Below are 23,922 nucleotides of genomic sequence, written 5' to 3' on the forward strand. Positions count from 1 at the left end.
CAACCATGCTGATCAGGCAAAATGCCCTTGGACGCGAGGAAATTCAGCGGCCAGCAGCGCTGAAATGGTCCGCCGGTGCGATCCGGCCGGCTTGTGCTCATACAAGCGAGAGCGACAGATTCGCAGCATTTTATTAAAGTCGACTTAAGCGACGAAACGACAGGGACATTGGCTGTCAGCTGAAAAGCCGGGAGAAGCAGGGCCCGGGAACTTTGGCCCTTTCCACGCGAGCACGAATCCCGGAAAATACGACCATGACGATACGCCAGCTCTCCGAAACCCTGATCAACCAGATTGCCGCCGGCGAGGTCATCGAGCGGCCGGCGAGCGCGACCAAGGAACTGATCGAAAATGCCATCGACGCGGGCGCGTCCCGCATTGAGATCGCCACGGCCGGCGGCGGCAAGACGCTCCTGCGGGTCAGCGACAACGGCTCGGGGATGTCGCCCGGCGATCTGGCGCTTGCCGTCCGGCGCCATTGCACCTCGAAGATCGACCACAGTCTCGACGACGTGCGCACGCTCGGCTTTCGCGGCGAGGCGCTGCCCTCGATCGGCTCGGTGGCGAAGCTGTCGATCCAGAGCCGGACGGCCGATGCCCGGGAAGGCTCGGAGATTGCGGTGGTCGGCGGCCGCGTGGAGCCGGTGCGGCCGACGCCGGCCAACCGCGGAACGGTGGTCGAGGTGCGCGACCTGTTCTTCGCCACACCCGCGCGGCTGAAATTCATGAAGAGCGAGAAGGCGGAGGCCGCCGCCATCACCGAGGTGGTGCGCCGCATGGCGATCGCCTTCCCGGCGGTCCGCTTCGTGCTCTCCGGACCGGACCGCTCGACGCTGGAACTGCCGGCCACCGGAAGCGACCGGCTGGCCCGCATAGCCCAGGTGCTGGGCAAGGATTTTCGCGACAATGCGATCGAGATCGACGCCGAGCGCGAAGGCGTGCGGCTGACCGGCTTTGCCGGCGTGCCGACCTTCAACCGCGGCAACAGCCTGCAGCAATTCGCCTTCGTCAACGGCCGGCCGGTGCAGGACAAGCTGATCTGGTCGGCGCTGCGCGGTGCCTATGCCGAGACAGTGCCGAGTGGCCGCTATCCCGTCGCCGTCCTCGAAATCGCCATCGACCCGGAACTGGTCGACGTCAACGTGCATCCGGCGAAGTCGGACGTTCGCTTCCGCGATCCCGGACTGGTGCGCGGCCTGATCATCGGCGCAATCCGCCAGGCATTGACGCGCGAGGGCGACCGCGCCGCCACGTCGGGCGCGGCCGGCTTGATGCGGGCATTCCGGCCGGAGACAGCTCGCCCTTCCCAGCCCTGGAGCCCGTCGACGTCCCCTTATCGGCCGCTCGCGGACCAGCCTGCCTTGAACGGTTTCTCGGAGATCCGGCAAGCCGGCTTCGACCAGGCCGGCTTCGACATGGGTATCCAGCCCTCGGCGCGCGCCGAGCCGATCCCGACCATGGCCCCGACCGCCACTGAGGCGGAACCGCAGCGCCATCCGCTCGGCGCAGCGCGGGCGCAACTGCATGAGAACTATATCGTCGCGCAAACCGAGGACGGCCTCGTCATCGTCGACCAGCACGCCGCGCATGAAAGGCTTGTCTTCGAGGCGATGCGCACCGCGCTGCACGCACACCCGATCCCGGCGCAGGCGCTTCTCATTCCGGAAATCGTCGATCTGCCGGAGGACGACTGCGACCGCCTCGTCGCCCATGCGGAGGCTTTCGCGCGACTGGGGCTCGGCATCGAGCGCTTCGGGCCCGGTGCCGTCGCCGTCCGAGAGACGCCGGCTATGCTCGGCGAGATGGATGCGGCCGGCCTTGTCCGGCAGCTCGCCGACGAGCTTGCGGAATGGGACACGGCGAACGGGCTTGCCAGCCGGCTTGACTATCTTGCCGCGACCATGGCCTGCCACGGTTCGGTGCGCTCGGGGCGGCGGATGCGGCCGGAGGAGATGAACGCCCTTTTGCGGCAGATGGAAACCACCCCGGGCTCCGGCCAGTGCAACCATGGCCGGCCGACCTACATCGAACTCAAGCTTGCCGATATCGAGCGACTGTTCGGCAGAAGCTGAAACTACTGGCGTTCGGCGACCCGCCGCGATATGGCACTGGAATGACGGCCATGCCTGAGCACAGGGCGAGACGGCAACCAGGAACCTGCCACCATGAGCGCCTCGCGACGCCCCTTCCCGGCCAGCAGGCGCAGGCAACAGGAGACGCGGACGATGAACCGAATTGAAGGAAGCCGTGAGGCCAAGATCCGTTACCTCGACGGCGATTTCCAGATCCTCATGCCCGGCGCTTACGTCGTCTGCGCCGTGACCGGAGAACAGATCCCCATCGATGAACTGCGCTACTGGAGCGTCGCCCGCCAGGAGGCCTATGTCGATGCGACCGCCTCCCTCGAAGCGGAAAAGCGAGCCGGCGCGCTGCCAAATCAGACCCGCTGATCCCGGTCAGCCTGCTACGTGCCGCGCCAACGTGCAGCGTCACGGGCTTCGTGGTGTCCCGAGCCTGCGCTTGCGGGCGGACTCCAGGGCCGCCTCGATGATCTTGTCCGGTGCGCGCGGGTCGTCGAAGCGGATCTCCACCTCGATCACGCGGCTCTTCAGCCTCAGCTCCTCCGATCGCCCGTGCCCACCCGCCAGGCGTACGCTGTCCTTGGCCGTCGTCACGATGCCGTAGCCGTGTGCCTCGGCATGGTCGAGGATGTCGGCGACCTCGTCGTCGGAGAGGTGGTGGTGATCCGGAAAGCTGCGGGTGACGTAGAGCGACGCGCCGGTGCTCTCGGCGGTGCGAAAGAACTTCTCATTATCCGCAAGCCCCGACCATGCAAGCACCGGCCTGTCGACGAGGTCCGCCACGTCGACGGTCGCAAGCGTTGCCGTATGGACCGCCTTGCCGGCCCGCGCGCCCTGCCGGATCAGCGCGTCCGCTGCATTTCCATCGCCGATGACCAGAAGGGCCGATGCCTGGTGCATCTGTTCGGACAGCGGCGCCCGCACGGGGCCGCTCGGTATCATGTAGCCGTTACCGATGCCGCGCCGCGAGTCGACGACGAGCAGCGCGTGGTCGAAGACAAGCCGGGCACTCTGGAACCCGTCGTCCATGATGATAAGGTCGACGCCCTCATCCACCAGCCGCCGCGCCCCGCCGACGCGACGACGCGAGATCACCGTCAGTGCCTCGCGCGCCAGGAGCAGCGGCTCGTCGCCGACGTCGCGGGCGCGGTGGCGGTCCGGATCGACCACGGTGATGACGTCCAGCGATCCGCCATATCCGCGGCTGAGAAATCCGGGACGCAGGCCGCGCGCCTTGGCGGCCCGGGCAAGCGCAATCGACGTCGGCGTCTTGCCGGCGCCACCGACGGTGAAATTGCCGACGCAGATGACCGGGACGGGGATGGCAGTGCGGCGCGCACGCCGCATGCGGGCCCCGGCAATCAAGCCGTAGAGCCGCGACACCGGCCACAGCGCGTAGGCGCGCCAATCCGGCTTCGTCCACCAGAACGGCGGAGCCTCAGAAACCATTCCACCCCCCGATCCGATCGCTTTGCGACGGCAAGCCCCAGAAGTCATGGCTGCGTAAGTCTCGCTTGCGGCGCATTTCGGTGCGCATGCCCGCCGCAATCGCACTAACAATGCCCGGAAAATGAAGGAATGCAATGGTTTCAGGCGACTGCCCGGCGCGGTGCCCCGTCATCGGGCAACAGGGCGGGAAGCTCGGTGATGTCGTTGAGGCAATAATCAGAAGCCGCCGACAGGGATTCCCGCGAACCGGTCCCGGTGAGGACCGCGACCGTCAAGCCGGCACCGGCACTGCGTCCCATGTGCAGGTCGTGATTGTTGTCGCCGACGACGGCGACCTCATGCGGGTCCAGACCGGTCGCGGCACAGAACCCCATCACCATGCCCGGCTCGGGCTTGATTCCAAAGCCGCTGTCGTAGCCGGCGACGTAGTGGAGATACTGGTCGAACCCGAAGCGGCGCGCCGTCTGCCGGATCGACTGCTCGTTGTCGCTCGAGGCAACGCCGAGGCGATAGCCCTTGGCGTGCAGCGCGGCGAAGAACCCGGCGAGATCGGTGACGGCCACGGCCATCGATGCCGATTGCGCGAAAAGGCCGTCGAACAGTGTCGAAAGCTCCGCCACCGTCATCGGCGAACCGGCGGCAACCATGCCTTCGGCAATCTCGACGGTATTGCCCGCGGCAAGCAGCGTATCGGGGGCGACATGACCGGTATCCGGGTTCATGCCTCCGGCCACCAGCAATCGGCGGGCCAGATCCTCGTCGCCTTTGGCCGCGAGGCGCGCAAGCTCGTAGTTCACCGGAACCCAGCTCTTCGCGTAATCGAGCAGCGTCCCGTCCTTGTCGAACAGGATACCGGAAATCGTGTGTGTCTTTTCCATGGAGTTGCCGCTCATCAGGCCTCGCGCGGATGAAGCCGCGCCTTTACCGTCAAGGGGTTGAGATAGGGTTCGAGGCCACGGACCGTTTCCGTCAGCGCCCCACGCATTTCCTGTAGGGAGTCCTGCCCGGCGGCGATCATCTTGTGGCGCATGTCATCGTTGACGAGGAGATAGCCGACGCCCTTGGCCAGCATCTCGACATCACGCACCATCCTGGCGCAGCCACTTTTGGCAAGCTGTTGATAGCTGTCGCGGAAATTCTGAACATTCGGGCCGGAAAGAACGGCGCAGCCAAGCATCGCCGGCTCGAGCGGGTTCTGCCCTCCCTCGCCGAAGAGCGAGCGGCCGACGAAAGCGATCTCCGTCATGCGCAGATAGAGTCCCATTTCGCCGATCGTGTCCCCCAGGAAGATATCGGTGTCCGCCGTAAGCGGATCATTGCGCGTCCGACGCGCCACCTTCAGCCCCTTGGCGACAAGCGCTTCCTCAATTGCGTCGGCACGCTCAGGATGGCGCGGCACGATGATGGTGAGAAGCTCGATGTGCTGCTTGAGCGCAGCGTGAACATTTCCGGCCGCCAGTTCCTCGCCCTCGAAGGTGGAGATCGCCGCCCAGGTCTTCCTGGTGCCTAGCTGGCTGCGGTAGGCGGCAAGAACGGCGGGATCATGCGGCGGTGCGTCCGTATCGACCTTCAGATTGCCGGACACGAGCACCGGCAGGGCGCCGAGCGTGCGGAAGCGTTCTGCGTCCGCGTCCGACTGGGCGATGACAAGGGCGAACTTCTCGAACAACGCGTCCGCGATCGCCGGGCGCTTCTGCCACCGCGCAAAGGAGCGGTCGGACATCCGCCCGTTGACGAGCACCTGCGGGATGTGCCGCGCGCCAAGCTCGAGAATGGTCATCGGCCAGATCTCCGACTCCACCATGATCGCGAGATCCGGGCGCCAATGGTCGAGAAAGCGATTCAGGACGGGTTTCAGGTCGAGCGGCACATACTGATGAATGACGCTGTCGCCCAGCCGCTCGCGGGCCACACGAGCCGAAGTCACGGTGCCGGTGGTCAGGACCACGCTGATCCCCCGCCGGCGCACTTCCCGGATCAGCGGCGACACCGCGTTGGTCTCGCCGACGCTTGCCGCGTGGATCCAGACAAGCGGTCCGGCCGGTCGCTCGACGCTTGCGCGACCGAAGCGCTCGCCCCGGCGGCCGCGCTCCTCCTTGCCCTTCGCAGCCCGGAACGCCAGGTAGGGGCGCATGACCGGGTAGAGGCCGAGGCCGACCCAGCGATAGGCGGACAGAGCCAGGCGCGCGAGAGCATTGCTCATCGGCACCTGCCGGCTGCGTTGATCCGTCCGAAAGCGTTCATGGGGGGTCTCGGTCATTGGTTGCCCCGCGGCATCAAGAGCAGCCGCGAGGCAAAATGAAGGCGTCAAGCGTTCTCTGGATCGAGCAGCTTGTGCATATGCACGATAAAATACCGCATGTGCGCGTTGTCGACGGTTTGCTGCGCCTTCGACTTCCACGCCACCAGGGCGCTCGCATAGTCGGGATAGATCCCGACAATATCCAGGTTTTCGAGGTCGCGGAACTGCACGTCCGTCAGCGTCGTCAATTCGCCGCCGAAGACGAGATGCAGGCGCTGCTTGTTGTCGCCGGTCTCTGCCATGATGTTCTCTTCAATTGTGATATAATTTCACATCGGATTTGGGCCATCCGCGCAAAAAGGTCAATGGCCGGCAAGGTCGCATGAGGCGCTTATCAACCTTCCGAGCCACGCATTTCCGGCCGCGCACAGGACGTCGTGGCGGACTTCGGGCCGGTTGTAGGTGAGCGCGGCACCATCGAGCGTTACCAGTCCACCGCCCGCATTGGCGAGAATGAGGTCGGCGGCGGCAAGGTCCCAGTCGTGCGAATTGACCTTGACCAGCGTGCCATCGATCCTGCCATCCGCCACCATCGCCAGACGATAGGCAAGCGAGGGCACGTGCGCAATGCGCTGGATCGTGCCGAGGGCGCCGAGCACGCCTCGATCCAACCGCGACACCATGTCCTCCCCCCCCGCCAGTCGCAAGGGGCGCTCTCCATTCGGTTCGGACACGCGAACCGGCAATCCGTTCCTCAGGGATGGTCCGCCGATCCGTGACGCAAAGACCTCGTTTAGCGCGGGCGCCACGAGCACGCCGGCAACGGGCCGGCCTCGATGCACCACAGCAGCGCTGACGCACCACTGATCCTTGCCGGCGATGAAGGCGCGCGTTCCGTCGATCGGATCGACCACGAAAAGCGTTTCGCGGGACAGACGCTCGGGATCGTCGTCCGTTTCCTCCGACAGCCAGCCATAGTCCGATCGCGCCGAAAGCAGGGCTGACTTGAGGATATCGTTGGCAGCGATGTCGGCGGCACTGACGGGCGAACGCCCTTCATTCTTCCACCAGACGTCCGGCTTGTTGCAAAAATACTCCATTGCGCGGACGCCGGCAGCCCGCGCCGCTTCGAGCAGCAGCGCCAGGTCGTCTTCCCACCGGGCGTGATCTTCGCCGTCCGGCATGTGCGCTCCAGTTTCCATTCGACCCCGGCTTGCGGCCATGCTCACTTGCCTGCGAGAGTCATGCCCTCGATCGCAAGCGTCGGCGCGGCCACGCCGAACTTCCTGTCGATATCGTTGGCCGGCGTCATGCGCATGAACATGTCCGTGAGGGTAGATGCGATCGTTACTTCCGAGACCGGGTAGGCCAGTTCGCCGTTCTCGATCCAGAAGCCGGAGGCGCCGCGGCTGTATTCGCCTGTCACCATGTTCACACCATGCCCGATGAGCTCCGTCACGTAAAAGCCCGTGCCGATCGAGCGGATGAGGTCCTCGGGCAGGATATCGCCCGGTTCAAGCGCGAAGTTGGTGGAGGCCGGGCTGACGGCGGTGCCGCCGCGCACGCCGCGCCCGTTGGTGTGCAGGCCCAGCTCGTGCGCCGTCGAGGTCGACAGGAACCAGTGGTTCAACACCCCATCCTCGATCATGACCAGGCGCTCGCCTGTGACGCCCTCGCCGTCGAACGGGCGCGAGGACGAGCCGCGGACGACCAACGGATCGTCGGTCACCGAAAGCCCGGCCTTCAGCACCTGCTTGCCCATCTTGTCGCGCAGGAAACTCGTCTTGCGCGCCACCGAGGCGCCATTGATGGCGCTGGCGATGTGACCCGCCATGCCGCGCGCCATGCGCGGGTCGAACACGACGGTAACATTCTTGGCCGTCGGCACCTGCCGGGGGTTGAGACGCTTGACGACGCGCTCGCCCGCCACGCGGCCAATGTCGCCGACATCGCGCAGATCGGCGAAATACAGCCGGCTGTCGAAATCGTAGTCGCGCTCCATCTTGGTGCCCTCGCCCGCGATCACGCTAACGGAGCGGCCGAAGCGGCTGGCGGAATAGGCGCCGGAGAACCCGTGCGAGGTGGCCAGCACCAGCCCGCCCATGCCGGCCGAGGCGCCTGCGCCGCTGGAGTTCGTCACGCCGGCAACCGCCAGCGCGGCTTCCTCCATGGCAAGGGCTGCTCCCGCCAGATCGTCGGAAGAGACCTCGGTCGGGTCGAACAATTCGAGGTCCGGCCAAGTCTTCGCCAGGTCCGCCGGATCGGCCAAGGCGGCGAAGGGATCCTCAGGTGAGGCCTTGGCCATCGCAACGGCACGCTCCGCCAGAAGCTTAAGGTCGAAACCGGGATTGGCCGAAACGCTCGCCACACGCTTGCCGATGAAGACGCGAAGCGAGAAGTCGTCGCTCTCCGACGCTTCCGTTCCCTCCACCTTGCCGAGGCGGACCGTGACGGAGCGGGAGCGGCCGCGCACGACGACCGCGTCGGCCGCTTCGGCGCCTGCTTTGACCGCATGGTCGATGAGTTCTCCGGCGCGGGCGAGAAGGCTTTCGGAATCGATGATCTCGGACATGATTTGGCCTTTCATTCCTGCCCCATTTATTGTGCACTGGCAGAGGCATCAAGGGTGGAACCCGTGATTCTTGGCCAGCACCGATCTAACATACCGAAGGACGCGCACTCGCATGGCAAATACGCATGCCCTGTTTGCCGAAGCATTGCTCCTGCTCGGAGGCGCGGTTCTGGCTGCGCCCATCTTCAAGAAGCTCGGGCTCGGCACGATTCTCGGCTACCTCGCGGCGGGCGTCGTGATCGGTCCGATCCTGCACTATATCCACGACGGCGAGGAGATCCTGGGGGTGGCCGAACTCGGCATCGTCTTCCTGCTCTTCCTTATCGGGCTGGAGTTGCAACCCTCGCGGCTGTGGCAGATGCGCAGGGAGATCTTCGGCCTCGGCACCGCACAGGTCGTGGCGACCGGAGTGGTGTTGACCGGCCTCGTCCTATTGATGGGCGTGGAGGAGTGGCAGGCGGCGCTGATCATCGGCTTTGGTCTTGCCCTTTCCTCAACCGCGTTCGCGCTGCAGATCCTGGACGAAAAAGGCGACACGAACACGCGCTACGGGCAGCGGTCCTTTTCGCTGCTGCTGTTTCAGGATCTTGCCATCGTTCCGCTGCTGGCGCTGATCCCGCTGCTGGCCAAGCAGACACCCGAAGACACGACCACAGCATTGCAGGACTTCATCGTCGCTATCACGGCCATCGCCGCGATGCTGATGATCGGACGCTATGTGCTCAATCCGTTGTTCCAGGTCATCGCCCGCACCGGCGCGCGCGAGGCGATGATAGCGGCGGCCCTGTTCGTGGTCCTCGGCTCGGCCACGCTGTTGCAGTTCGCTGGGCTGTCGATGGCCATGGGCGCCTTTCTCGCCGGCGTGCTGCTTTCGGAATCATCCTACCGACACGAGCTCGAGGCCGACATCGAACCCTTCCGCGGGATTCTGCTCGCCCTCTTCTTCATGGCCGTCGGGCTGTCACTCGACATCGACGTGGTGTTCCGGAACTACCAGGTCATCCTCATCGCTGTGCCGGTGCTGATGCTGGCCAAGGCCGTCGTGATCTATCTGATCTGCCGCATGGGACGCTCGCCGCACAACGATGCGGTGCGGGTCGCGCTGCTCTTGTTGCAGGGCGGGGAATTCGGCTTCGTGCTGTTCACCGCCGCTGCGGCCGCGGGCGTCTTCTCGTCAGCCGTCGCCTCGCTGCTGGTGGTGATCGTCACCGTCTCGATGGCGCTCACTCCGATCGCCTCGCTTCTGGTCGGCGTGCTCATCCGCGAGGACGGCCGCGAGGAGATCGAGGAGGACTTCGAAGGCGCCGGGTCGGACGTGCTGATGATCGGTTTCTCCCGCTTCGGCCAGATCGCCTCGCAGATCCTTCTGGCAGGCGGGCGCGACGTCACCGTCATCGATTTCTCCGCCGACCGCGTCCGGCAGGCGGCGAGCTTCGGCTTTCGCATCTACTTCGGCGACGGGACCCGCAAGGAGGTGCTGCGGGCTGCCGGCATCGAGAAGGCAAAGATCGTCGCCGTCTGCACCCACAAGGCCGACATCACCGACCGGATCGTCGATCTGGTGCAATCCGACTACCCGAACGCGCGGGTCTACGTCCGCTCCTACGACCGCATCCACACGTTGTCCCTCCGGGCCCGCGGCGTGGATGTCGAGGTGCGTGAAACCTTCGAGTCGGGTCTGCTGTTCGGTCGCAAAACCCTGGAGGCACTCGGTGTCCACGACGACGAGGCGCTGGCGATCAGCGACGATATCCGCCACCGCGACGAAGAGCGCCTCATCCTGCAGGCGGCGGAAGGCCTGACGGCGGGCCGGCACATGCTTCATTCGCGCCCCGTACGGCCGGAGCCGCTGATCAAGCCCAAGCATACCGAGCAGGTAGCGGACGACGACGAAGACGAGGACATTGCGGTCATGGCGCAGACGGCCGCCGACTGACGCTGCCTGCTATTCCGGGCCGTTGGCTTTTGAGGAAAGCCGCTTTTCGAGCGCCCGTTTGAGATCGTCGCGCACGCCGGCGGACTGAACGAGGATGTCCTTCGCGCGCATGAAATCGAGAACCCTGAACCGACCGACCTCGGGCTGCAGGAAAATGTCGGGCCGGCCTTGCTTCAGCTTGAGCGCGATCATCGAGCGCATCGTCAACTGGCTTGCTCCGTAGAGACTGTCGATGCTGTTGGGGATTGCGCCTTCGTCACCGGTCGGCCTGCCGACAACATCGACACCGATGGTAATGTCCGCCGCTCCCATGAGATGATCGAACGGTATCGGGTTCCACAAGCCGCCATCGATGAGAATGCGCCCGTTGATGCGCACGGGAAGAAAGACGGCCGGAAGCGAGGCGGAGGCCGCAAGCGCCGGATACAGGGGGCCGCGTTCCAGGACACGCTCGCACTGCTCGTAGAAATCGGCCGTGATGACCTTCAGTGGAATCTGCAGGTCCTCGAACCGATCGGGTATCTGCGGGTGCAGGAAGGCCCGCAAGACACGCTCCAGATTGAACTGACCGATGCGAAACTTGCTTGTCCAGGCTTCGGCGAGAGTGGCTGGCCGCAAGCCCCAGATACGGCCAAGCGCTTCGCTGGGGCGACCGACGGCGGCAAGCGTATGCTCACGGATTTCCTTGCCGCTGAGGCCCGCCGCCATTGCCGCTCCCATGATCGCGCCGATCGACGACCCGGCGATGAGTTTCGGCCGAATGCCGAGCTCGTCTAGGACCTCGATCACATGGATATGCGCAAGCCCCCGCGCACCACCGCCACCAAGGGCGATGGCAACCGTCGGCGTCGCTTGCCGCGCATTGCTTCTTGAGGCGTCCGGTTTGGGGGCATCGTTCAGCATCGAACCTCCTCCGCCCGTAAGTCGTCAGGCGGGCGTATACCGGTAGAAATGCATCCGCGTGTCGCCGAACGTGCGGACCTCCAGCGGCTCATAGCCGTCGACGGCGGCGGGCGTCACATCCGCCCGCTCTTCCAGGATGGCAAGCGCTCCGGGCACAAGCCAACCGCCTTTTGCCGCAGCGTCAAGGGCCTTCTCGCCCAGACCGAGAGCGTAGGGTGGGTCGGCGAACAGAAAATCGAAAGGCTCCATCGTCCCGACCCCACCCAGTGACGTCGCATCGCGCCGGAAGATCTTGGCCTTGCCCTGCAGGCCGAATGCCTCGATGTTGGTATGGATCAGGCCGCGCCCCTCGACGCCCTGCTCGACGAACAGCACGGCGCGAGCGCCGCGCGAGATCGCCTCGAGACCGACGGCGCCAGTTCCGGCAAACAGATCGAGGACGCGGGCGCCGTCGACATGCTCGGGATAGGCGTGCGCCAGGATGTTGAAGAGGCTCTCGCGCGTGCGGTCCGCGGTCGGCCGGATGTCAGCACCCTTCGGCGTGGCTAGCGCGCGGCCGCGCAATGTTCCACCGACAATCCGCACGACGCGTCAGTTCCCCCGGCCGCGCGGCTTGCCGCCGGTCGGGCGACCGCCACCAGGCTTGCCAGCCGGTCTACCACCACCAGGCTTGCCGCCCGGACGGCCACCCGCCGACTTGCCGAAGGACGGTTTTCCTCCAAAGGACTTGCCGCCCGGCTTGCCGCCGAACGACCGCTCACCGCCGCGACCGCCGGAAGGCTTGTCGCCGAAGGAACGCTCGCCGCCTCGGCCACCGGAAGGCCTGTCGCCGAAAGAGCGGTCGCCCCTGTCGTTTTCACGCCCGCGGAAGGGCCTGTCCTCGCGCTTGCCGAACGGCTTGTCCCCACCGCGATCGCCGAAGGGTTTGCCACGCGGCTTGCGGTCGTCGCGTCCAGCGCGATCACCAAAATCACGCGGAGCACGCGCGTCGCCGGCCCCGGAGCGCGGGCGACCGAATCCACCGCCGCGATCGTCACGCGACTGCGCTTCCGGTTCGCTGGCGCGGATCCATTCGCCGCCTTCATCCCCGGCGCCGAGAACACGCGGGCCGCGCCCGCCACTGTCGCGGTTGCGGTCCCGATCGCCGCGTTCCTCGAAACGGCCGCCGGGCTTTTTCCGGTCAGGATCGAATTTGTGCTTCGTCTTCGTCGCCTCGCCATCGCGGGTCCGGCCATAGCGCTTGGTCTTTGGAGCGCCTTCCGGCCGGTCACGCGGCGTGCGCTTCACAGCCTCCTCGCTCTCGGCCGCCTGCGGCTTCTTCTCCGCTACGGGACGGGCGCCAGGTGCCATCCAGACGTTCGACTTGCGGGCACGATTGCCCGGCTCGTGCTTCGGCCGGTCGGAAAAGCGGTCATCGTCGCGGTCGCGTCGATGCTTGTCTTCCCTCTTGTCGCCAAACCGGTCGTCTCGCTTCGTGTCCAGGCGCGCCCGCGCCTTCTCCCGACGGTCACCGTCCTTTTCGCGGAACGGCTGACGCTCCTCGCGGCCACCCCTCTGGGCGTGTGCGGGGGCTTCTTCCCTGTCGTCGTGCTGGTGCTCGAAGAGCGGCGCCTCGAAGTTCGCCTTCGCGTCCTCGATCAGCCGCGGACCGAGCTGATCACGCAGCGTGCGGCCGCGAACTTCCAGCGCCTGGCCTTCCGGGAGGTCGCCAAGCTGGAACGGTCCGAAGGAAATACGGATCAAGCGGTTCACCTCGAGGCCAAGCGCGCCGAGCACGTTCTTGACCTCGCGGTTCTTGCCCTCGCGAAGCCCCATCGTGATCCAGACGTTCGAGCCCTGAACCTTGTCCAGCGTCGCCTCGATGCCGCCGTAGAGTACGCCGTCGACGGCGATGCCGTCCTTGAGCCGATCCAGCGCTTCCTGGTCGATCTTGCCGTGGGCACGCACGCGGTAGCGACGCAGCCAACCCGTGGTCGGCAGTTCCAGGACGCGCGCGAGACCACCGTCATTGGTCAGAAGAAGCAGGCCTTCGGTGTTGATATCGAGACGGCCGACCGACATCACGCGGGGCAGGTCCTCCGGCAGGTGCTCGAACACGGTCGGGCGACCTTCGGGATCGGCATTGGTCGTCACCAGGCCGCCGGGCTTGTGATAGAGCCACAGGCGCGTGCGCTCGATGCCGCGGATGGGAACGCCATCCACCTCGATTTGATCTGAGAAGGTGACATTGACGACCGGCGTGTCGAGCACGACGCCGTTCACGCTGACCCTGCCGTCCATGATCATGCGCTCGATGTCGCGGCGCGAGGCCACGCCGGCGCGCGCGAGCAGCTTGGAGATGCGTTCGGGTTCCTGCCCGGTGGTCGGGCTGGCGGCAGCCGCCGGCGCGCTCGTTCCGGCCTTCTTGCCGAAGTCCCGCTTTTCGTCCTTCCACGATCCCTGCGGTTTGGAAGAACCCCGTTCGGACTTGGCGAAGCCGGCCGCCTTTGCGCCTGCGCCGAACGGCTTCCTGCCATCGGGCTTGCCGGCGCCGTCACGCGGCTTGCGATCGCGGTCGAAGGGCTTTGCGCCCGGCCGTTTTGGCTTGTCTCTGGATGTCATATGTTGTTTGCCTACCGTTTTGGCGTGTCGTATCAGGTCAGGCGACCGGGGTTAAGAGAAATTGTGAGCGGGCATGACGAATAGGTTCATGGACCAGGCATTGGCGGAGGCACATCAGGCTGCAGAACGCGGTGAGGTGCCGATCGGCGCCGTTCTCGTCCATGCGGGAAAGGTTATCGCGCGCGCCGGCAACCGCACGCGCGCGGATCACGACGTCACCGCGCATGCGGAAATCCTGGTCATCCGCGCCGCGGCCGAAATCCTCGGCAACGAACGCCTCAACGAGGCGGACCTCTATGTCACGCTTGAACCCTGCACCATGTGTGCCGCCGCCATCTCCTTTGCCCGGCTGCGGCGGCTGTATTATGGCGCCGAGGACCCCAAGGGCGGTGGCGTCGACAACGGCGTGCGCTTTTATAATCAGCCCACCTGCCACCACGCGCCCGAGGTCTATTCAGGCCTGCAGGAGATCGAGGCGGCAGAGATACTCAGACAGTTCTTCCGGGAGCGTCGCGAGGGCGACTGATCTCAAGCAGCCATGCTGGATGCGGATACCTCGCATCCGTCCATCACGATGCAATTTCTACCCGCAGATTTCGCGCGGTAAAGGTCTGCATCCGCCTGACGAAACAACTCCATTGGATCGAAAGGGCCATCGCTGCACACGATTCCGATGCTGACACTCAAGGGGACCGGTTGCCCGTCGGCCGAGAGGCCGCTTGCCAGGACGGAGCGGCGGATGCGCTCGGCCACCTGAACGGCGCTGGTGCGATCCGCCCCCTGCAGGAAGGCGACGAATTCTTCCCCACCAATCCTGGCCCACGGAACGCCTTCTCCGACGGTTCGGGCCATGACGGCACCGATCATTCGCAACGCCTCGTCACCGACGAGATGACCGAAGGCATCGTTGACCTTCTTGAAGTGATCCGCGTCGGCGATCAACAGCGCAACAGGCCCTGCATTGTTGGCCCCCTCCGCTTCAAAGCTGGCGAAGAACGCCTCACGGTTGAGGCCGCCAGTCAGAGAATCGGTTCGGGCCTTGCGCTCAAGGTCAGCATGCAGCTTTTTCAACGCCAGATGTGCGTCTTCCAGCTCGACATGCATACGCGCCAGAGCGTCGCGTTGACGTGCGGTTATTTCCTTCTGGTGGAATTGGTAGGTGCTGGCCGGGCCGCCGATAAGCAACGGACACAGGACACTCATCCAAAAGCCCGGACCGTCCGGGTGGCCGCCCAGCATCGGCACCAGCAACAGAACGATGCAAACGGAAACAACGACGGAGGCTCCCGTCGTAACCGCAGCCTTCATGGCCGTTTTTCTGCTGATACCCAACATGCGGCGGAAGCTATCCCTGCCGGGTTAAGAAGATATGAGATGTGAAATGAAATTTGCGGCTTTCACAACACGGACGCATCAACCGGCTGCAAATGCCTTCAATTTTTCGCCCGCCAGGCGGTAGCGTATCCACTCGGTCTGCGGTTCGGCGTCGATCGCGTCATAGGCGCGGATCGCCGGCTCGTTCCAGTCGAGCACGCTCCATTCGAAGCGACCGCAGCCTTCGGCCACGGCGACCTGGGCGAGATGCCGCAGGAGCTTGCGCCCCACGCCGGCACCGCGATGTTCTGGTGTCACGTAGAGATCTTCGAGATAAAGCCCGTTGCGGGCCTGCCAGGTGGAATAGTTGTAGAACCACACGGCGAATCCGACCGGTTCGCCCATTTCGGTCTCGCAGATCACCGCGCGTGTCACGGCCTCAGGGCCGAACAACGAAGCCGTCAGCGTTTCGACGGTCGCCTCGACCTCATGTCCCGCCTTCTCGTAGACGGCCAGTTCGGTGATGAAACGCAGGATGATCGCCGCATCGGCGGCGGTCGCGTTGCGAATGCGGTAGCTCATCGGATCAGAAAGGCCACCACGTCGAGCCGCCGCTGGCCATCTTGGCCTCCTTCAGGCGCCGGCGCTCCTTCTTCTTCTCCGGCTCGCCGAGGTCGGCGGCAGCCTCTTCGGGCATCTTGCGGTAGTCGAGCGGCGGATCACTGAGGTAGCGGCGCTTGTCGGAATAGATGCCCTGCTGCACCCGGCGCGCCTCGCGGTACTGCTCGGTCTGCTCCTTCGTCGAGAGCTGCCGCATCGTGTTGTGCTGCGTCTGCAGGGGCGAATTGTAGCCGATCTTGCGCTCGTTCTCGGTCGCCTCGGCCTTGAGGCGATCGCGCATGTCTTCGGGGTTTTCCACCCATTGCGGATTGTCGGCGGTGGAGGCGAGCGACTTCTGCGGCGCCACGAGCTGGCCCTGATCCTTGGGGACCACGAGGCCGCCGCGCGGCTGGTAGGCGATCTTCTTGTCGCCGCTGTTCGGCGTCCTGAGCATCACGGAATTGCCGAGGTCGTCCATCAGCTGTTCGCCGCTTGTCTTGTCGGTTCCGTAGGTCGGGCCGCCGATGCAGCCGGAAAGAATGGCGCATGCGCCAAGCAGTGCCGCCACGCTGGCGCCCAGTCGAATTCCTCGCGTCATTCTCATGCAAACCCTTCCCAGCAAAGCCGGTGAATCGCTTCGATCACGTCCGTCGAATGCCGTGCGTTGGCGGAAAAATCCGACGATTTTCAGGCAGCAATACCGGATGAAGCGCAAAAGCGCAATTCATCCGGTATCTTGCGTGTCTTGTGCACAACCTTTCGTCGGGTTGAGCCCTCAGGCCGCGGCGCGGAAGCCGATCTCGCGAAGCGCCGCCGCGTCCCGAGCGGAGACGTCCGGATAGTCCGCATCCAAGCCGACATCGGTGGTGATGCGCCAGGACCGCGCGCACTTCTTGCCCTCGGCCAGCTTCGGCTCGACGGCAACGCCGGAAACCTCCGGCAGACGGAAGGCTTCGGTTGGCCCCTCGCCCGCAACGAGCGTGATCGCCGAGGTGATGCAGATCTCGGCGAAGTCCTCGCCCTCAAGCGCCGCCAGCAATGCCGGATCGGCGATGTGGACGACGGGTGCTGCCTCCAGCGACGAGCCGATGCGCTTCTCGCGGCGCTCGATCTCGAGCGCGCCGGTGACGACGGTGCGGACAGTGCGGATCTTCTCCCACTTCGCCTCGAGCGCCTCGTTCTTCCACTCGGCCGGAATTTCCGGGAACTGTTCGAGGTGAACCGAGACGGCATCGGCCTTGCGCGAAAGCCAGGCCTCTTCCGTCGTGAACGGCAGCATCGGCGCCAGCCACAGCACTAGGCAGTCGAACAGCTTGCGGATCACCGCCAGCGCCGAACGGCGACGCAGGCTAGAGGGTGCGTCACAGTAGAGCGCATCCTTGCGAACGTCGAAGTAGAAGGCCGAGAGCTCGACGTTGGAGAAGTCGATCAGCGCCCGGGCGATCTTCTTGAAATCGAAGGCGTTATAACCCTCACGGACGAGCTGATCCAATTCGGCAAGCCGGTGCAGCATCAGCTTTTCCAGCTCCGGCATCTCGGCATAGGCGATTTCCTCGCCCTTGTCGTGCGCGAGCGTGCCGAGCATCCAGCGGATGGTGTTGCGGAGCTTGCGGTAAGCGTCGATGTTGGTCTGGATGATCGTCTTGCCGAGGCGCTGGTCTTCCCAGTAGTCGGTGGTCATCACCCAGAGGCGCAGAATGTCGGCGCCGGCGTCCTTCATGACGTCCTGCGGCGAAACAACGTTGCCCTTGGACTTCGACATCTTCTCGCCCTTCTCGTCCATCGTGAACCCGTGGGTGACGACGGCGTCATAGGGCGCGCGGCCGCGCGTGGCGCAGCTTTCGAGCAGCGACGAGTGGAACCAGCCGCGATGCTGGTCGGAGCCTTCCAGGTAGACGTCGGCCGGCCACTTCAGGTCAGGACGGTCTTCGAGCGTGAAGGTGTGGGTCGACCCTGAGTCGAACCAGACGTCGAGGATGTCCATAACCTGCGTCCAGCGGACGTGGTCGTGGTCGTTGCCGAGGAAGCGCTCCTTGGCACCGTCGGCGAACCAGGCGTCGGCGCCTTCCTTCTCGAAGGCTTCGAGAATGCGGGCGTTGACGGCCTCATCCACGAGGATTTCACCCTGCTCGTCGGCGAAGATCGCGATCGGCACGCCCCAGGCGCGCTGGCGCGAAAGCACCCAGTCCGGACGGCCTTCGATCATCGCGCGCAGGCGGTTCTGACCGGCCGCGGGCACAAAACGGGTGTCATCGATGGCAGACAGCGAGCGCGAGCGCAGCGTCGTGCCGTCGCCGAGTTCCTTGTCCATATAGACGAACCACTGCGGCGTGTTACGGAAGATCACCGGCTTCTTCGAGCGCCAGGAATGCGGATAGGAGTGCTTCAGGCGGCCGCGCGCGAACAGTGCATGACGGGCGATCAGCGCCTTGATGACACGCTCGTTGGCATCGCCCTTCTTGCCCTTGTCGTCGATGACGCGGCCGGCGCCGCCCTCGGCATCCGGACCAAAGCCGGGCGCGTCAGACGTGAAGTAGCCGGCGTCGTCGACGGTAAAGGGGATCGCCGACGAGATGCCGCGGGCTTCGAGCGCACGCGCGCTATCCATCCAGGCATCGAAGTCCTCGCGGCCGTGGCCGGGGGCGGTGTGGACAAAGCCGGTGCCGGCGTCGTCGGTGACATGGTCGCCGTCGAGCAGCGGCACCTTGAAGTCGTAGCCGCCGCCGAGCCCGTGCAGCGGATGGGCGCAGGTGATCGCGGCCAGTTCATCGGCCTCGATGTCGCGGACGAAGTTGAAGGTCAGCTTGGCCTTGGCAGCGGACTCGTCGGCAAGGCGCTTGGCGAAGATCAGCTTCTCGCCGGGCTGCGGGCCGAAATCGTTCTCGGCGGTCGCGACCTCATAGAGGCCATAGGCGTAGCGCGAGGAAAACGCGATCGCGCGGTTGCCGGGGATCGTCCAGGGGGTGGTGGTCCAGATGACGACGAAGGTGCCGGCGAGTGCGTCCGGGCCTTCCTTGACCGGGAACTTCACCCAGATCATGTCGCTCTCGACATCGGCATATTCGACCTCAGCCTCCGCCAGCGCCGTGCGCTCGACCACCGACCACATGATCGGCTTGGAGCCGCGGTAGAGCTGGCCGCTCCTGGCGATCTTCATCAGTTCGCCGGCGATGCGGGCTTCCGCGTGGAAGTTCATCGTCGTGTAGGGGTTTTCGAAGTCGCCCTCGATGCCGAGGCGCTTGAACTCCTCGGTCTGCACCTTGATCCAGCCGGTGGCGAAGTCACGGCATTCCTGGCGGAATTCGTTGACCGGAACCTCGTCCTTGTTCTGGCCCTTCTCGCGGTACTTCTCCTCGATCTTCCACTCGATCGGCAGGCCGTGGCAGTCCCAGCCGGGAACGTAGTTGGCGTCATAGCCGCGCATCTGGAACGAGCGGTTGATGACATCCTTGAGGATCTTGTTCAGCGCGTGGCCGATATGGATGTTGCCGTTGGCATAGGGCGGGCCGTCGTGCAGCACGAATTTTTCGCGGCCGGCGGCGGAGGCGCGCAGCTTCTTGTAAAGGTCCATCTGCTGCCAGCGGGCCACCGTTTCCGGCTCCTTCTGCGGCAGGCCGGCGCGCATCGGAAAATCCGTCTGCGGCAGGTAGAGAGTGGAGGAATAGTCGATCTTCTCGGGCGTGTCGGTCATGGCTTGGCTATCGCTTCATCGCGCGAATTGTCGCGCTGCAAGAGGGGATCTGTCTGTCGGTGACGGCGGGGGCGTCGTTCGCAACGCCCGAAATCCCGGACCTTCCGGCCTCGCTCAGAGCGCGCGGAAGGCCGGGCCACTAATTCGCAGGTCGATGGTCAGCCGGTAGAACATCATGACGCGCGGTATTACGGCGTTTTCGGCCAGTTGAAAAGGTGCGGTGGCGCGGCCGCGCGCGTTTTCTTCTTTAGCAACAGAGCAGCCGGTCGATTTCGCCGAGGGGGCGCACGCCGGAAAGGAGCGCCCTTGCCTCCTCCTCGTCGCGCTTCATCTGCACGACCAGCGCGTCGAGACCGTCGAACTTCAGCTCGTCGCGCAGGTGTTCGAAGAAGGAAACCGTACAGGTCTCGCCATAGAGGTCGCCGGAAAACTCGAAGACGAAGGTCTCGAGCAGCGGCGCGCCGTTGCTGTCCACGGTCGGGCGGCGACCGAAGCTGGCAACGCCGTCGAACAGCGTACCATCGGCGCGGCGAAAACGAACCGCATAAATGCCGGTGCGCAGTTCCACTTCGGGCGGAAGCTGCATGTTCGCGGTCGGAAAGCCGAGCGTCCGGCCGAGCTGCTTGCCGCCGATCACCTCGGTTTCGACGGTGTAGTGGTAGCCGAGCAGGCCCGCGGCCTCGGCCACGTCGCCCTTGGCAAGCAGTTCGCGGATACGGCTCGACGAAATCACCTCGGCATTTTCGTCGCGGTAAGCGTCCACCAGAGTCACGCCGAAGCCGTTTTCTTCCCCGGCCGCCATCAGGAAGGCCGGACCGCCCTCCCGGCCCCTGCCAAAATGGAAGTCGAAGCCGGTGACGACATGACTGGCGTGCAGCCAGTCCATCAGCACCTGACGGACGAAGTCTGCTGCCGCGGTCTGCGAAAACTGCCGGTTGAAGGGATATTCGATCACCGCCGAGAACCCCATCCCCTCCAGGATCCGCGCCTTCAGGTGCGCCGGCGTCAGGCGGAAGACGGGCTGATCGGGGCGAAAGACCGTGCGCGGATGCGGCTCGAAGGTGAGGACCAGCGCCGGCACGCCACGCGCTTTCGCAATGTCCAGCGCCCGCTGCAAGACGGACTGATGACCGCGATGAACGCCATCAAAATTGCCGATCGCAATCACGCCCGCGCGCAGATGCTCGGGCAGCGGCTCCTTGGTTTCGTTGCGATGGAATACGGTCATACGGCCTCGTCGTCCAATCACTGCAATCGTGGCATCCACCATTTCGGCGCCGCCTGTTCGCGCGCCAGGAACGCTTCCAGCCTCGCTTCGTCGGTCACGCCGTCCTTGACGTACTCCTTGGCGTGAATGCCGCCGGAAATATAGAGCACATCGAGGCCGAAGGCTTCAGCGCCGCGCACGTCGGTCGGCATGCCGTCGCCGATCGCGATCACGCGGGAAAGGTCGAACCCGTCCCGCACGTCGCGCGCCTCCTCCAGCGACTTCTCGTAAATCGGTCGATGCGGCTTGCCGGCGATCAGCGTGCTTCCACCCATCTCTCCGTAGAGCTTGGCGAGCGCACCGGCGCAGGGGATCAGCCGGTGACCGCGCTCCACGACCAGATCGGGGTTGGCACAGATGAAAGGCAGATGACGGGCCGCGAGCTTCTCCAGCTCGGCGCGATAATCGTCCGCCGTTTCCTTCTCGTCGTTGCGCAGCCCCGCGCAGACGACAATGCCGGCTTCCTCCGCCGAGACGGCCTTCACGCCAAGCCCCTCGAGCAGCACCTCGTCCTTGCGGGCACCGATGAAATAGATCTTTTCCGGACCGGCGGCGATCAGCGAGCGGGTCACGTCGCCGGAGGTGACGATGCGGTCATAGGCCTCGTCCAGAACGCCAAGGCCGCGGATCTGCACTTGCACGCCGGGCCGGGGGCGCGGCGAATTGGTGATCAGCACGACGGTCAGCCCGGCGGCGCGCGCCTCCGCCAGCGCCTCCGAGGCCTGCGCGAAGGCTTCCACACCGTTGTGCAGCACGCCCCAGACGTCACAGAGCACGACGTCGTACTGGTCCGTGATCTCGCGGAAGGACTGAATGCGCTTGGCCATGCTGTTTCCCGATCCTGATAAGCCCGGCTGACATCGCAAAGCCGGATCGAGAAAACAAGGCCCTGCCGACAATTTTGCCGCTGCCGCGACTAAATGAGCGCGTTGAGCGCAAACCCCGCCACCGCGCAGACGAGCAGCGTGTAGACGATGCCGAGGCGCAGGCGGAACAGCATCACGGCCGCTGCGACCGTCAACAGGAGCGAGAGCGCATCGAGCGAGGCCGGTTCCGGCAGCGCCATCGAGATCGGGCCAAGCCGCAACGCGCCGACTTCGCGAAAGAGCACGTGCAGGCCGAACCAGACGGCCAGATTGAGGATGACACCGACGACGGCGGCCGAGATCGCCGCCAGCGCGCCGGACAGGGCAGCGTTGGCACGCAGGCGCTCGACATAGGGAGCGCCAAGGAAGATCCAGAGAAAGCAGGGAACGAAGGTGACCCAGGTGGTGAGGAATGCGCCCAGCAGGCCGGCTGCGAGCGGATCGAGCCCCGCCGTATCCCGGAAGGCGGCGAGAAAGCCGACAAAGGAGAGGACGAGAACCAGCGGCCCCGGCGTCGTCTCCGCCAGCGCCAATCCATCCAGCATCTCGCCCGGCTTCAGCCAGTGATAGGTCTCGACCGCCTGCTGGGCGACATAGGCGAGCACCGCATAGGCGCCGCCGAAGGTGACGACCGCCATTTTGGAGAAGAAGACGCCGATGGCGACAAACGCACCCGGTCCGGCGGGAAGCAGCGGCAGAAGAGCAAAGGGTGCGGCCCAAAGAACGGCGCCGGCAACGACGATACCGAGCGTTGCGCCGATGCCGCGCTGCCGGTCGGGGAACGCATCGCCAATCACGGAAGGCTTGTCGACTGCGTGTGCCTTATGACCGGCCGGCGGCTGCAGGAGACCCGGCGCGGTTCGCGCGACAAGGTAGCCACAAATGCCTGCCGCAGCGATGACCAGCGGAAAGGGCAGTGCAAGGACGAACAGGCAAACGAAGGCAAGCGCCGCCAACAGGCGCATGAACGGGGTCTTCAGTGCGCGGCTTGCCACCCGCACCAGCGCCTCGAGCACGATCGCCAGCACCGCTGCCTTCAGGCCGAAGAAAAGGTTCTGCAGCCAGTCGGTTCGCTGGAAGACCGCATAGGCGGCCGACAGCGCACAGATGACGAGGAAGCCCGGCAGCACGAACAGCGTTCCCGCCACGATACCGCCGCGCGTGCCGTGCAGCAGCCAGCCGACATAGGTGGCAAGCTGCTGCGCCTCCGGACCCGGCAGCAGCATGCAGTAGTTCAGGGCATGCAGGAACCGGCTCTCCGAGATCCAGCGGCGCTCGTCGACCAGTTCCTTGTGCATCAACGCGATCTGGCCGGCCGGACCGCCGAAACTCAGGAGACCGATCTTCATCCATACGCCGAGCGCTTCGCGGAAGGAGGGATGCGGCGGCGGCGACAGATCGGCACCGCCAGACAGAATGGGCTTATTCACGGCCGTCCCTCTTGCGGGGCGTGTGCGAGACCCAGTCATGCATCTCGTCGGCGGCATCGCGCGCCCACCGATAGAGCGCGTCATAGATCAGCATGCCGGCTTCCAACTGTTCGAGATCGTCGGCATACATGCGCGACAGGCCGAGCGAAATCGCAAGCAGGCCCGATGCCTGCGGCTCGAGATCCGGTCGGTTGGTATCGGCGCCCCGCACGATCCGCGCCACGTGCTTCAGGGCGGGGAAGGCAAGCCCGAACTCCTCCACAAACACGTCGAAACTGCAAAGCTCGCCGCGATGGCTCCAGAACACACCCTCGATATCGAAGGGCGTTGCCCCGAAGCGCGCGGCCACCGCCTCCACCTCCGACGGCGAGACGAAAAGGAATTTTGCCGCGGGGTCGACGAACCGCCGGATCAGCCAAGGGCAAGCGATCCGGTCGATCTTCGGGCGGGATCGCGTGACCCAGAGCGTGCCGCCGGCCGTCCTGCCCTGTGGCAGGCTCCTGACTGGAACAAGCGGCAGGGCAGCCGCTTGCCATGCGGCGAAACCGCCTTCGAGGATTTCCGCCTGTGCGCCGGCAAGGCGCAGCAAGGCGGCAACGCCTTCGCTGAGCTTCAGCCCCTTCTGGCAGGCAACGACCACGCCGCGGTCGCGGTAGGCCGGCGTCGAGGCCCAGGCCTCGACATCGGAATGGCCCTGGCGTATCGCCGTCGGCAGCAGGTAGGGAGCGGTGGCGAAATCGTCGTCATCGCGAACATCAATGATGATCGGCGCTTTCGGCGTACCGATCAGCCTCACGAGTTTTTCGGGAGAGATTGCATTGTAGGAAGCCATGATACGTCCCTCGATAGTGCTATAAAGGACGCGAAATTTGGCATGGCGCCTCGTGGGGCATTCGCAAACCCCATGGCACCGTTAAACATAATCCCGGCAATTAAGTCAATCGGATCCACGGGGGCCAACTTTTTTGGT

Annotated in this window: 21 protein-coding genes; 4 read left to right on the forward strand and 17 right to left on the reverse strand. The window is 65.1% G+C overall.

Annotation, left to right across the window (positions count from 1 at the left end; genetic code table 11):
* Window positions 1–254: 254 nt before the first annotated feature.
* Together mutL and J2Y48_RS07480 are read left to right on the forward strand one after the other, a co-directional pair.
* On the forward strand, window positions 255–2,072 hold the full coding sequence (gene mutL / locus J2Y48_RS07475; protein ID WP_310415100.1) for a DNA mismatch repair endonuclease MutL: 1,818 nt from the start codon (window positions 255–257) through the stop codon (window positions 2,070–2,072).
* A 153-nt stretch (window positions 2,073–2,225) separates the two neighbouring features.
* A complete protein-coding gene (locus J2Y48_RS07480) occupies window positions 2,226–2,450 on the forward strand; it encodes a DUF2093 domain-containing protein (protein WP_310415103.1) in 225 nt (74 codons plus the stop codon).
* Window positions 2,451–2,489: 39 nt separating this feature from the next.
* On the opposite strand, the gene lpxK is transcribed toward J2Y48_RS07480, so the two are convergent.
* The 6 genes from lpxK to J2Y48_RS07510 form a co-directional block, all read right to left on the reverse strand.
* Window positions 2,490–3,530, reverse strand: coding sequence for a tetraacyldisaccharide 4'-kinase (gene lpxK, locus J2Y48_RS07485; RefSeq protein ID WP_310415105.1), 1,041 nt, complete (start codon window positions 3,528–3,530; stop codon window positions 2,490–2,492).
* A gap of 140 nt (window positions 3,531–3,670) precedes the next feature.
* Window positions 3,671–4,408, reverse strand: coding sequence for an HAD family hydrolase (locus tag J2Y48_RS07490; RefSeq protein ID WP_405030179.1), 738 nt, complete (start codon window positions 4,406–4,408; stop codon window positions 3,671–3,673).
* 14 nt (window positions 4,409–4,422) lie between these two features.
* Window positions 4,423–5,733, reverse strand: a complete 1,311-nt coding sequence (waaA, locus tag J2Y48_RS07495) for a lipid IV(A) 3-deoxy-D-manno-octulosonic acid transferase (protein ID WP_310415110.1) — start codon at window positions 5,731–5,733, stop codon at window positions 4,423–4,425.
* Between the two features lie 104 nt (window positions 5,734–5,837).
* A complete protein-coding gene (locus J2Y48_RS07500; protein WP_310415113.1) occupies window positions 5,838–6,074 on the reverse strand; it encodes a DUF4170 domain-containing protein in 237 nt (78 codons plus the stop codon).
* Between the two features lie 60 nt (window positions 6,075–6,134).
* A complete protein-coding gene (locus tag J2Y48_RS07505) occupies window positions 6,135–6,956 on the reverse strand; it encodes a 3'(2'),5'-bisphosphate nucleotidase CysQ (RefSeq protein WP_310415116.1) in 822 nt (273 codons plus the stop codon).
* Window positions 6,957–6,997: 41 nt separating this feature from the next.
* Window positions 6,998–8,344 carry a TldD/PmbA family protein gene (locus J2Y48_RS07510; RefSeq protein ID WP_310415120.1) on the reverse strand — a complete coding sequence of 449 codons (1,347 nt, stop codon included), beginning with the start codon at window positions 8,342–8,344 and terminating at the stop codon, window positions 6,998–7,000.
* 112 nt (window positions 8,345–8,456) lie between these two features.
* Between J2Y48_RS07510 and J2Y48_RS07515 the strand changes: the two genes are divergently transcribed.
* The gene (locus tag J2Y48_RS07515) at window positions 8,457–10,280 is read left to right on the forward strand and encodes a monovalent cation:proton antiporter-2 (CPA2) family protein (protein WP_310415125.1); all 1,824 of its coding nucleotides are present in this window, start codon (window positions 8,457–8,459) and stop codon (window positions 10,278–10,280) included.
* A gap of 9 nt (window positions 10,281–10,289) precedes the next feature.
* Here the strand turns inward: J2Y48_RS07515 and J2Y48_RS07520 are convergent, their stop codons facing one another.
* The 3 genes from J2Y48_RS07520 to J2Y48_RS07530 are packed head-to-tail and all read right to left on the reverse strand — an operon-like array spanning window position 10,290 to window position 13,784.
* The gene (locus J2Y48_RS07520) at window positions 10,290–11,183 is read right to left on the reverse strand and encodes a patatin-like phospholipase family protein (protein ID WP_310415128.1); all 894 of its coding nucleotides are present in this window, start codon (window positions 11,181–11,183) and stop codon (window positions 10,290–10,292) included.
* A 24-nt stretch (window positions 11,184–11,207) separates the two neighbouring features.
* Complete coding sequence (gene rsmD, locus J2Y48_RS07525) at window positions 11,208–11,768, reverse strand: 16S rRNA (guanine(966)-N(2))-methyltransferase RsmD (protein WP_310415131.1); 561 nt, start codon at window positions 11,766–11,768, stop codon at window positions 11,208–11,210.
* Between the two features lie 6 nt (window positions 11,769–11,774).
* Window positions 11,775–13,784, reverse strand: a complete 2,010-nt coding sequence (locus tag J2Y48_RS07530) for a pseudouridine synthase (protein ID WP_310415134.1) — start codon at window positions 13,782–13,784, stop codon at window positions 11,775–11,777.
* 73 nt (window positions 13,785–13,857) lie between these two features.
* Here J2Y48_RS07530 and J2Y48_RS07535 point away from each other — a divergent pair, with 73 nt between their 5' ends.
* A complete protein-coding gene (locus J2Y48_RS07535; RefSeq protein ID WP_310415137.1) occupies window positions 13,858–14,310 on the forward strand; it encodes a nucleoside deaminase in 453 nt (150 codons plus the stop codon).
* 2 nt (window positions 14,311–14,312) lie between these two features.
* Here the strand turns inward: J2Y48_RS07535 and J2Y48_RS07540 are convergent, their stop codons facing one another.
* The 8 genes from J2Y48_RS07540 to J2Y48_RS07575 all read right to left on the reverse strand — a co-directional run bounded on the left by J2Y48_RS07540 (window position 14,313) and on the right by J2Y48_RS07575 (window position 23,784).
* On the reverse strand, window positions 14,313–15,119 hold the full coding sequence (locus J2Y48_RS07540) for a GGDEF domain-containing protein (protein WP_310415140.1): 807 nt from the start codon (window positions 15,117–15,119) through the stop codon (window positions 14,313–14,315).
* Window positions 15,120–15,197: 78 nt separating this feature from the next.
* Window positions 15,198–15,680 (reverse strand): GNAT family N-acetyltransferase, encoded by a 483-nt coding sequence (locus J2Y48_RS07545; protein WP_310415142.1) that lies wholly within the window; start codon window positions 15,678–15,680, stop codon window positions 15,198–15,200.
* Between the two features lie 4 nt (window positions 15,681–15,684).
* The gene (locus tag J2Y48_RS07550) at window positions 15,685–16,302 is read right to left on the reverse strand and encodes a hypothetical protein (RefSeq protein WP_310415145.1); all 618 of its coding nucleotides are present in this window, start codon (window positions 16,300–16,302) and stop codon (window positions 15,685–15,687) included.
* A gap of 171 nt (window positions 16,303–16,473) precedes the next feature.
* Window positions 16,474–19,389: an isoleucine--tRNA ligase gene (gene ileS, locus J2Y48_RS07555; RefSeq protein ID WP_310415147.1), complete on the reverse strand. Its 2,916-nt coding sequence runs from the start codon at window positions 19,387–19,389 to the stop codon at window positions 16,474–16,476.
* Window positions 19,390–19,636: 247 nt separating this feature from the next.
* The gene (locus J2Y48_RS07560) at window positions 19,637–20,617 is read right to left on the reverse strand and encodes a bifunctional riboflavin kinase/FAD synthetase (RefSeq protein WP_310415150.1); all 981 of its coding nucleotides are present in this window, start codon (window positions 20,615–20,617) and stop codon (window positions 19,637–19,639) included.
* 17 nt (window positions 20,618–20,634) lie between these two features.
* On the reverse strand, window positions 20,635–21,483 hold the full coding sequence (locus J2Y48_RS07565; RefSeq protein WP_310415152.1) for a TIGR01459 family HAD-type hydrolase: 849 nt from the start codon (window positions 21,481–21,483) through the stop codon (window positions 20,635–20,637).
* A gap of 89 nt (window positions 21,484–21,572) precedes the next feature.
* Window positions 21,573–22,952 (reverse strand): chromate efflux transporter, encoded by a 1,380-nt coding sequence (chrA, locus tag J2Y48_RS07570; protein WP_310415155.1) that lies wholly within the window; start codon window positions 22,950–22,952, stop codon window positions 21,573–21,575.
* The gene (locus J2Y48_RS07575) at window positions 22,945–23,784 is read right to left on the reverse strand and encodes a sulfurtransferase/chromate resistance protein (protein ID WP_310415160.1); all 840 of its coding nucleotides are present in this window, start codon (window positions 23,782–23,784) and stop codon (window positions 22,945–22,947) included. The genes chrA and J2Y48_RS07575 overlap by 8 nt, the downstream gene beginning before the upstream one ends.
* Between the last annotated feature and the right edge of the window lie 138 nt (window positions 23,785–23,922).

The sequence above is a fragment of the Mycoplana sp. BE70 genome, assembly GCF_031455855.1.
GTDB lineage: Bacteria > Pseudomonadota > Alphaproteobacteria > Rhizobiales > Rhizobiaceae > Mycoplana.

Excerpts from the sequence above, each read along its gene's own strand:
- J2Y48_RS07510 (WP_310415120.1), bottom strand. The coding sequence starts at position 8,344 with ATGTCCGAGATCATCGATTCCGAAAGCCTTCTCGCCCGCGCCGGAGAA.
- waaA (WP_310415110.1), bottom strand. The coding sequence starts at position 5,733 with ATGAGCAATGCTCTCGCGCGCCTGGCTCTGTCCGCCTATCGCTGGGTC.
- J2Y48_RS07575 (WP_310415160.1), bottom strand. The coding sequence starts at position 23,784 with ATGGCTTCCTACAATGCAATCTCTCCCGAAAAACTCGTGAGGCTGATC.
- J2Y48_RS07480 (WP_310415103.1), top strand. The coding sequence starts at position 2,226 with ATGAACCGAATTGAAGGAAGCCGTGAGGCCAAGATCCGTTACCTCGAC.
- J2Y48_RS07490 (WP_405030179.1), bottom strand. The coding sequence starts at position 4,408 with ATGGAAAAGACACACACGATTTCCGGTATCCTGTTCGACAAGGACGGG.
- J2Y48_RS07520 (WP_310415128.1), bottom strand. The coding sequence starts at position 11,183 with ATGCTGAACGATGCCCCCAAACCGGACGCCTCAAGAAGCAATGCGCGG.
- lpxK (WP_310415105.1), bottom strand. The coding sequence starts at position 3,530 with ATGGTTTCTGAGGCTCCGCCGTTCTGGTGGACGAAGCCGGATTGGCGC.
- J2Y48_RS07530 (WP_310415134.1), bottom strand. The coding sequence starts at position 13,784 with ATGACATCCAGAGACAAGCCAAAACGGCCGGGCGCAAAGCCCTTCGAC.
- J2Y48_RS07540 (WP_310415140.1), bottom strand. The coding sequence starts at position 15,119 with ATGTTGGGTATCAGCAGAAAAACGGCCATGAAGGCTGCGGTTACGACG.
- J2Y48_RS07560 (WP_310415150.1), bottom strand. The coding sequence starts at position 20,617 with ATGACCGTATTCCATCGCAACGAAACCAAGGAGCCGCTGCCCGAGCAT.
- J2Y48_RS07535 (WP_310415137.1), top strand. The coding sequence starts at position 13,858 with ATGACGAATAGGTTCATGGACCAGGCATTGGCGGAGGCACATCAGGCT.
- J2Y48_RS07515 (WP_310415125.1), top strand. The coding sequence starts at position 8,457 with ATGGCAAATACGCATGCCCTGTTTGCCGAAGCATTGCTCCTGCTCGGA.
- J2Y48_RS07545 (WP_310415142.1), bottom strand. The coding sequence starts at position 15,680 with ATGAGCTACCGCATTCGCAACGCGACCGCCGCCGATGCGGCGATCATC.
- J2Y48_RS07565 (WP_310415152.1), bottom strand. The coding sequence starts at position 21,483 with ATGGCCAAGCGCATTCAGTCCTTCCGCGAGATCACGGACCAGTACGAC.
- ileS (WP_310415147.1), bottom strand. The coding sequence starts at position 19,389 with ATGACCGACACGCCCGAGAAGATCGACTATTCCTCCACTCTCTACCTG.
- J2Y48_RS07505 (WP_310415116.1), bottom strand. The coding sequence starts at position 6,956 with ATGCCGGACGGCGAAGATCACGCCCGGTGGGAAGACGACCTGGCGCTG.
- J2Y48_RS07500 (WP_310415113.1), bottom strand. The coding sequence starts at position 6,074 with ATGGCAGAGACCGGCGACAACAAGCAGCGCCTGCATCTCGTCTTCGGC.
- mutL (WP_310415100.1), top strand. The coding sequence starts at position 255 with ATGACGATACGCCAGCTCTCCGAAACCCTGATCAACCAGATTGCCGCC.
- J2Y48_RS07550 (WP_310415145.1), bottom strand. The coding sequence starts at position 16,302 with ATGAGAATGACGCGAGGAATTCGACTGGGCGCCAGCGTGGCGGCACTG.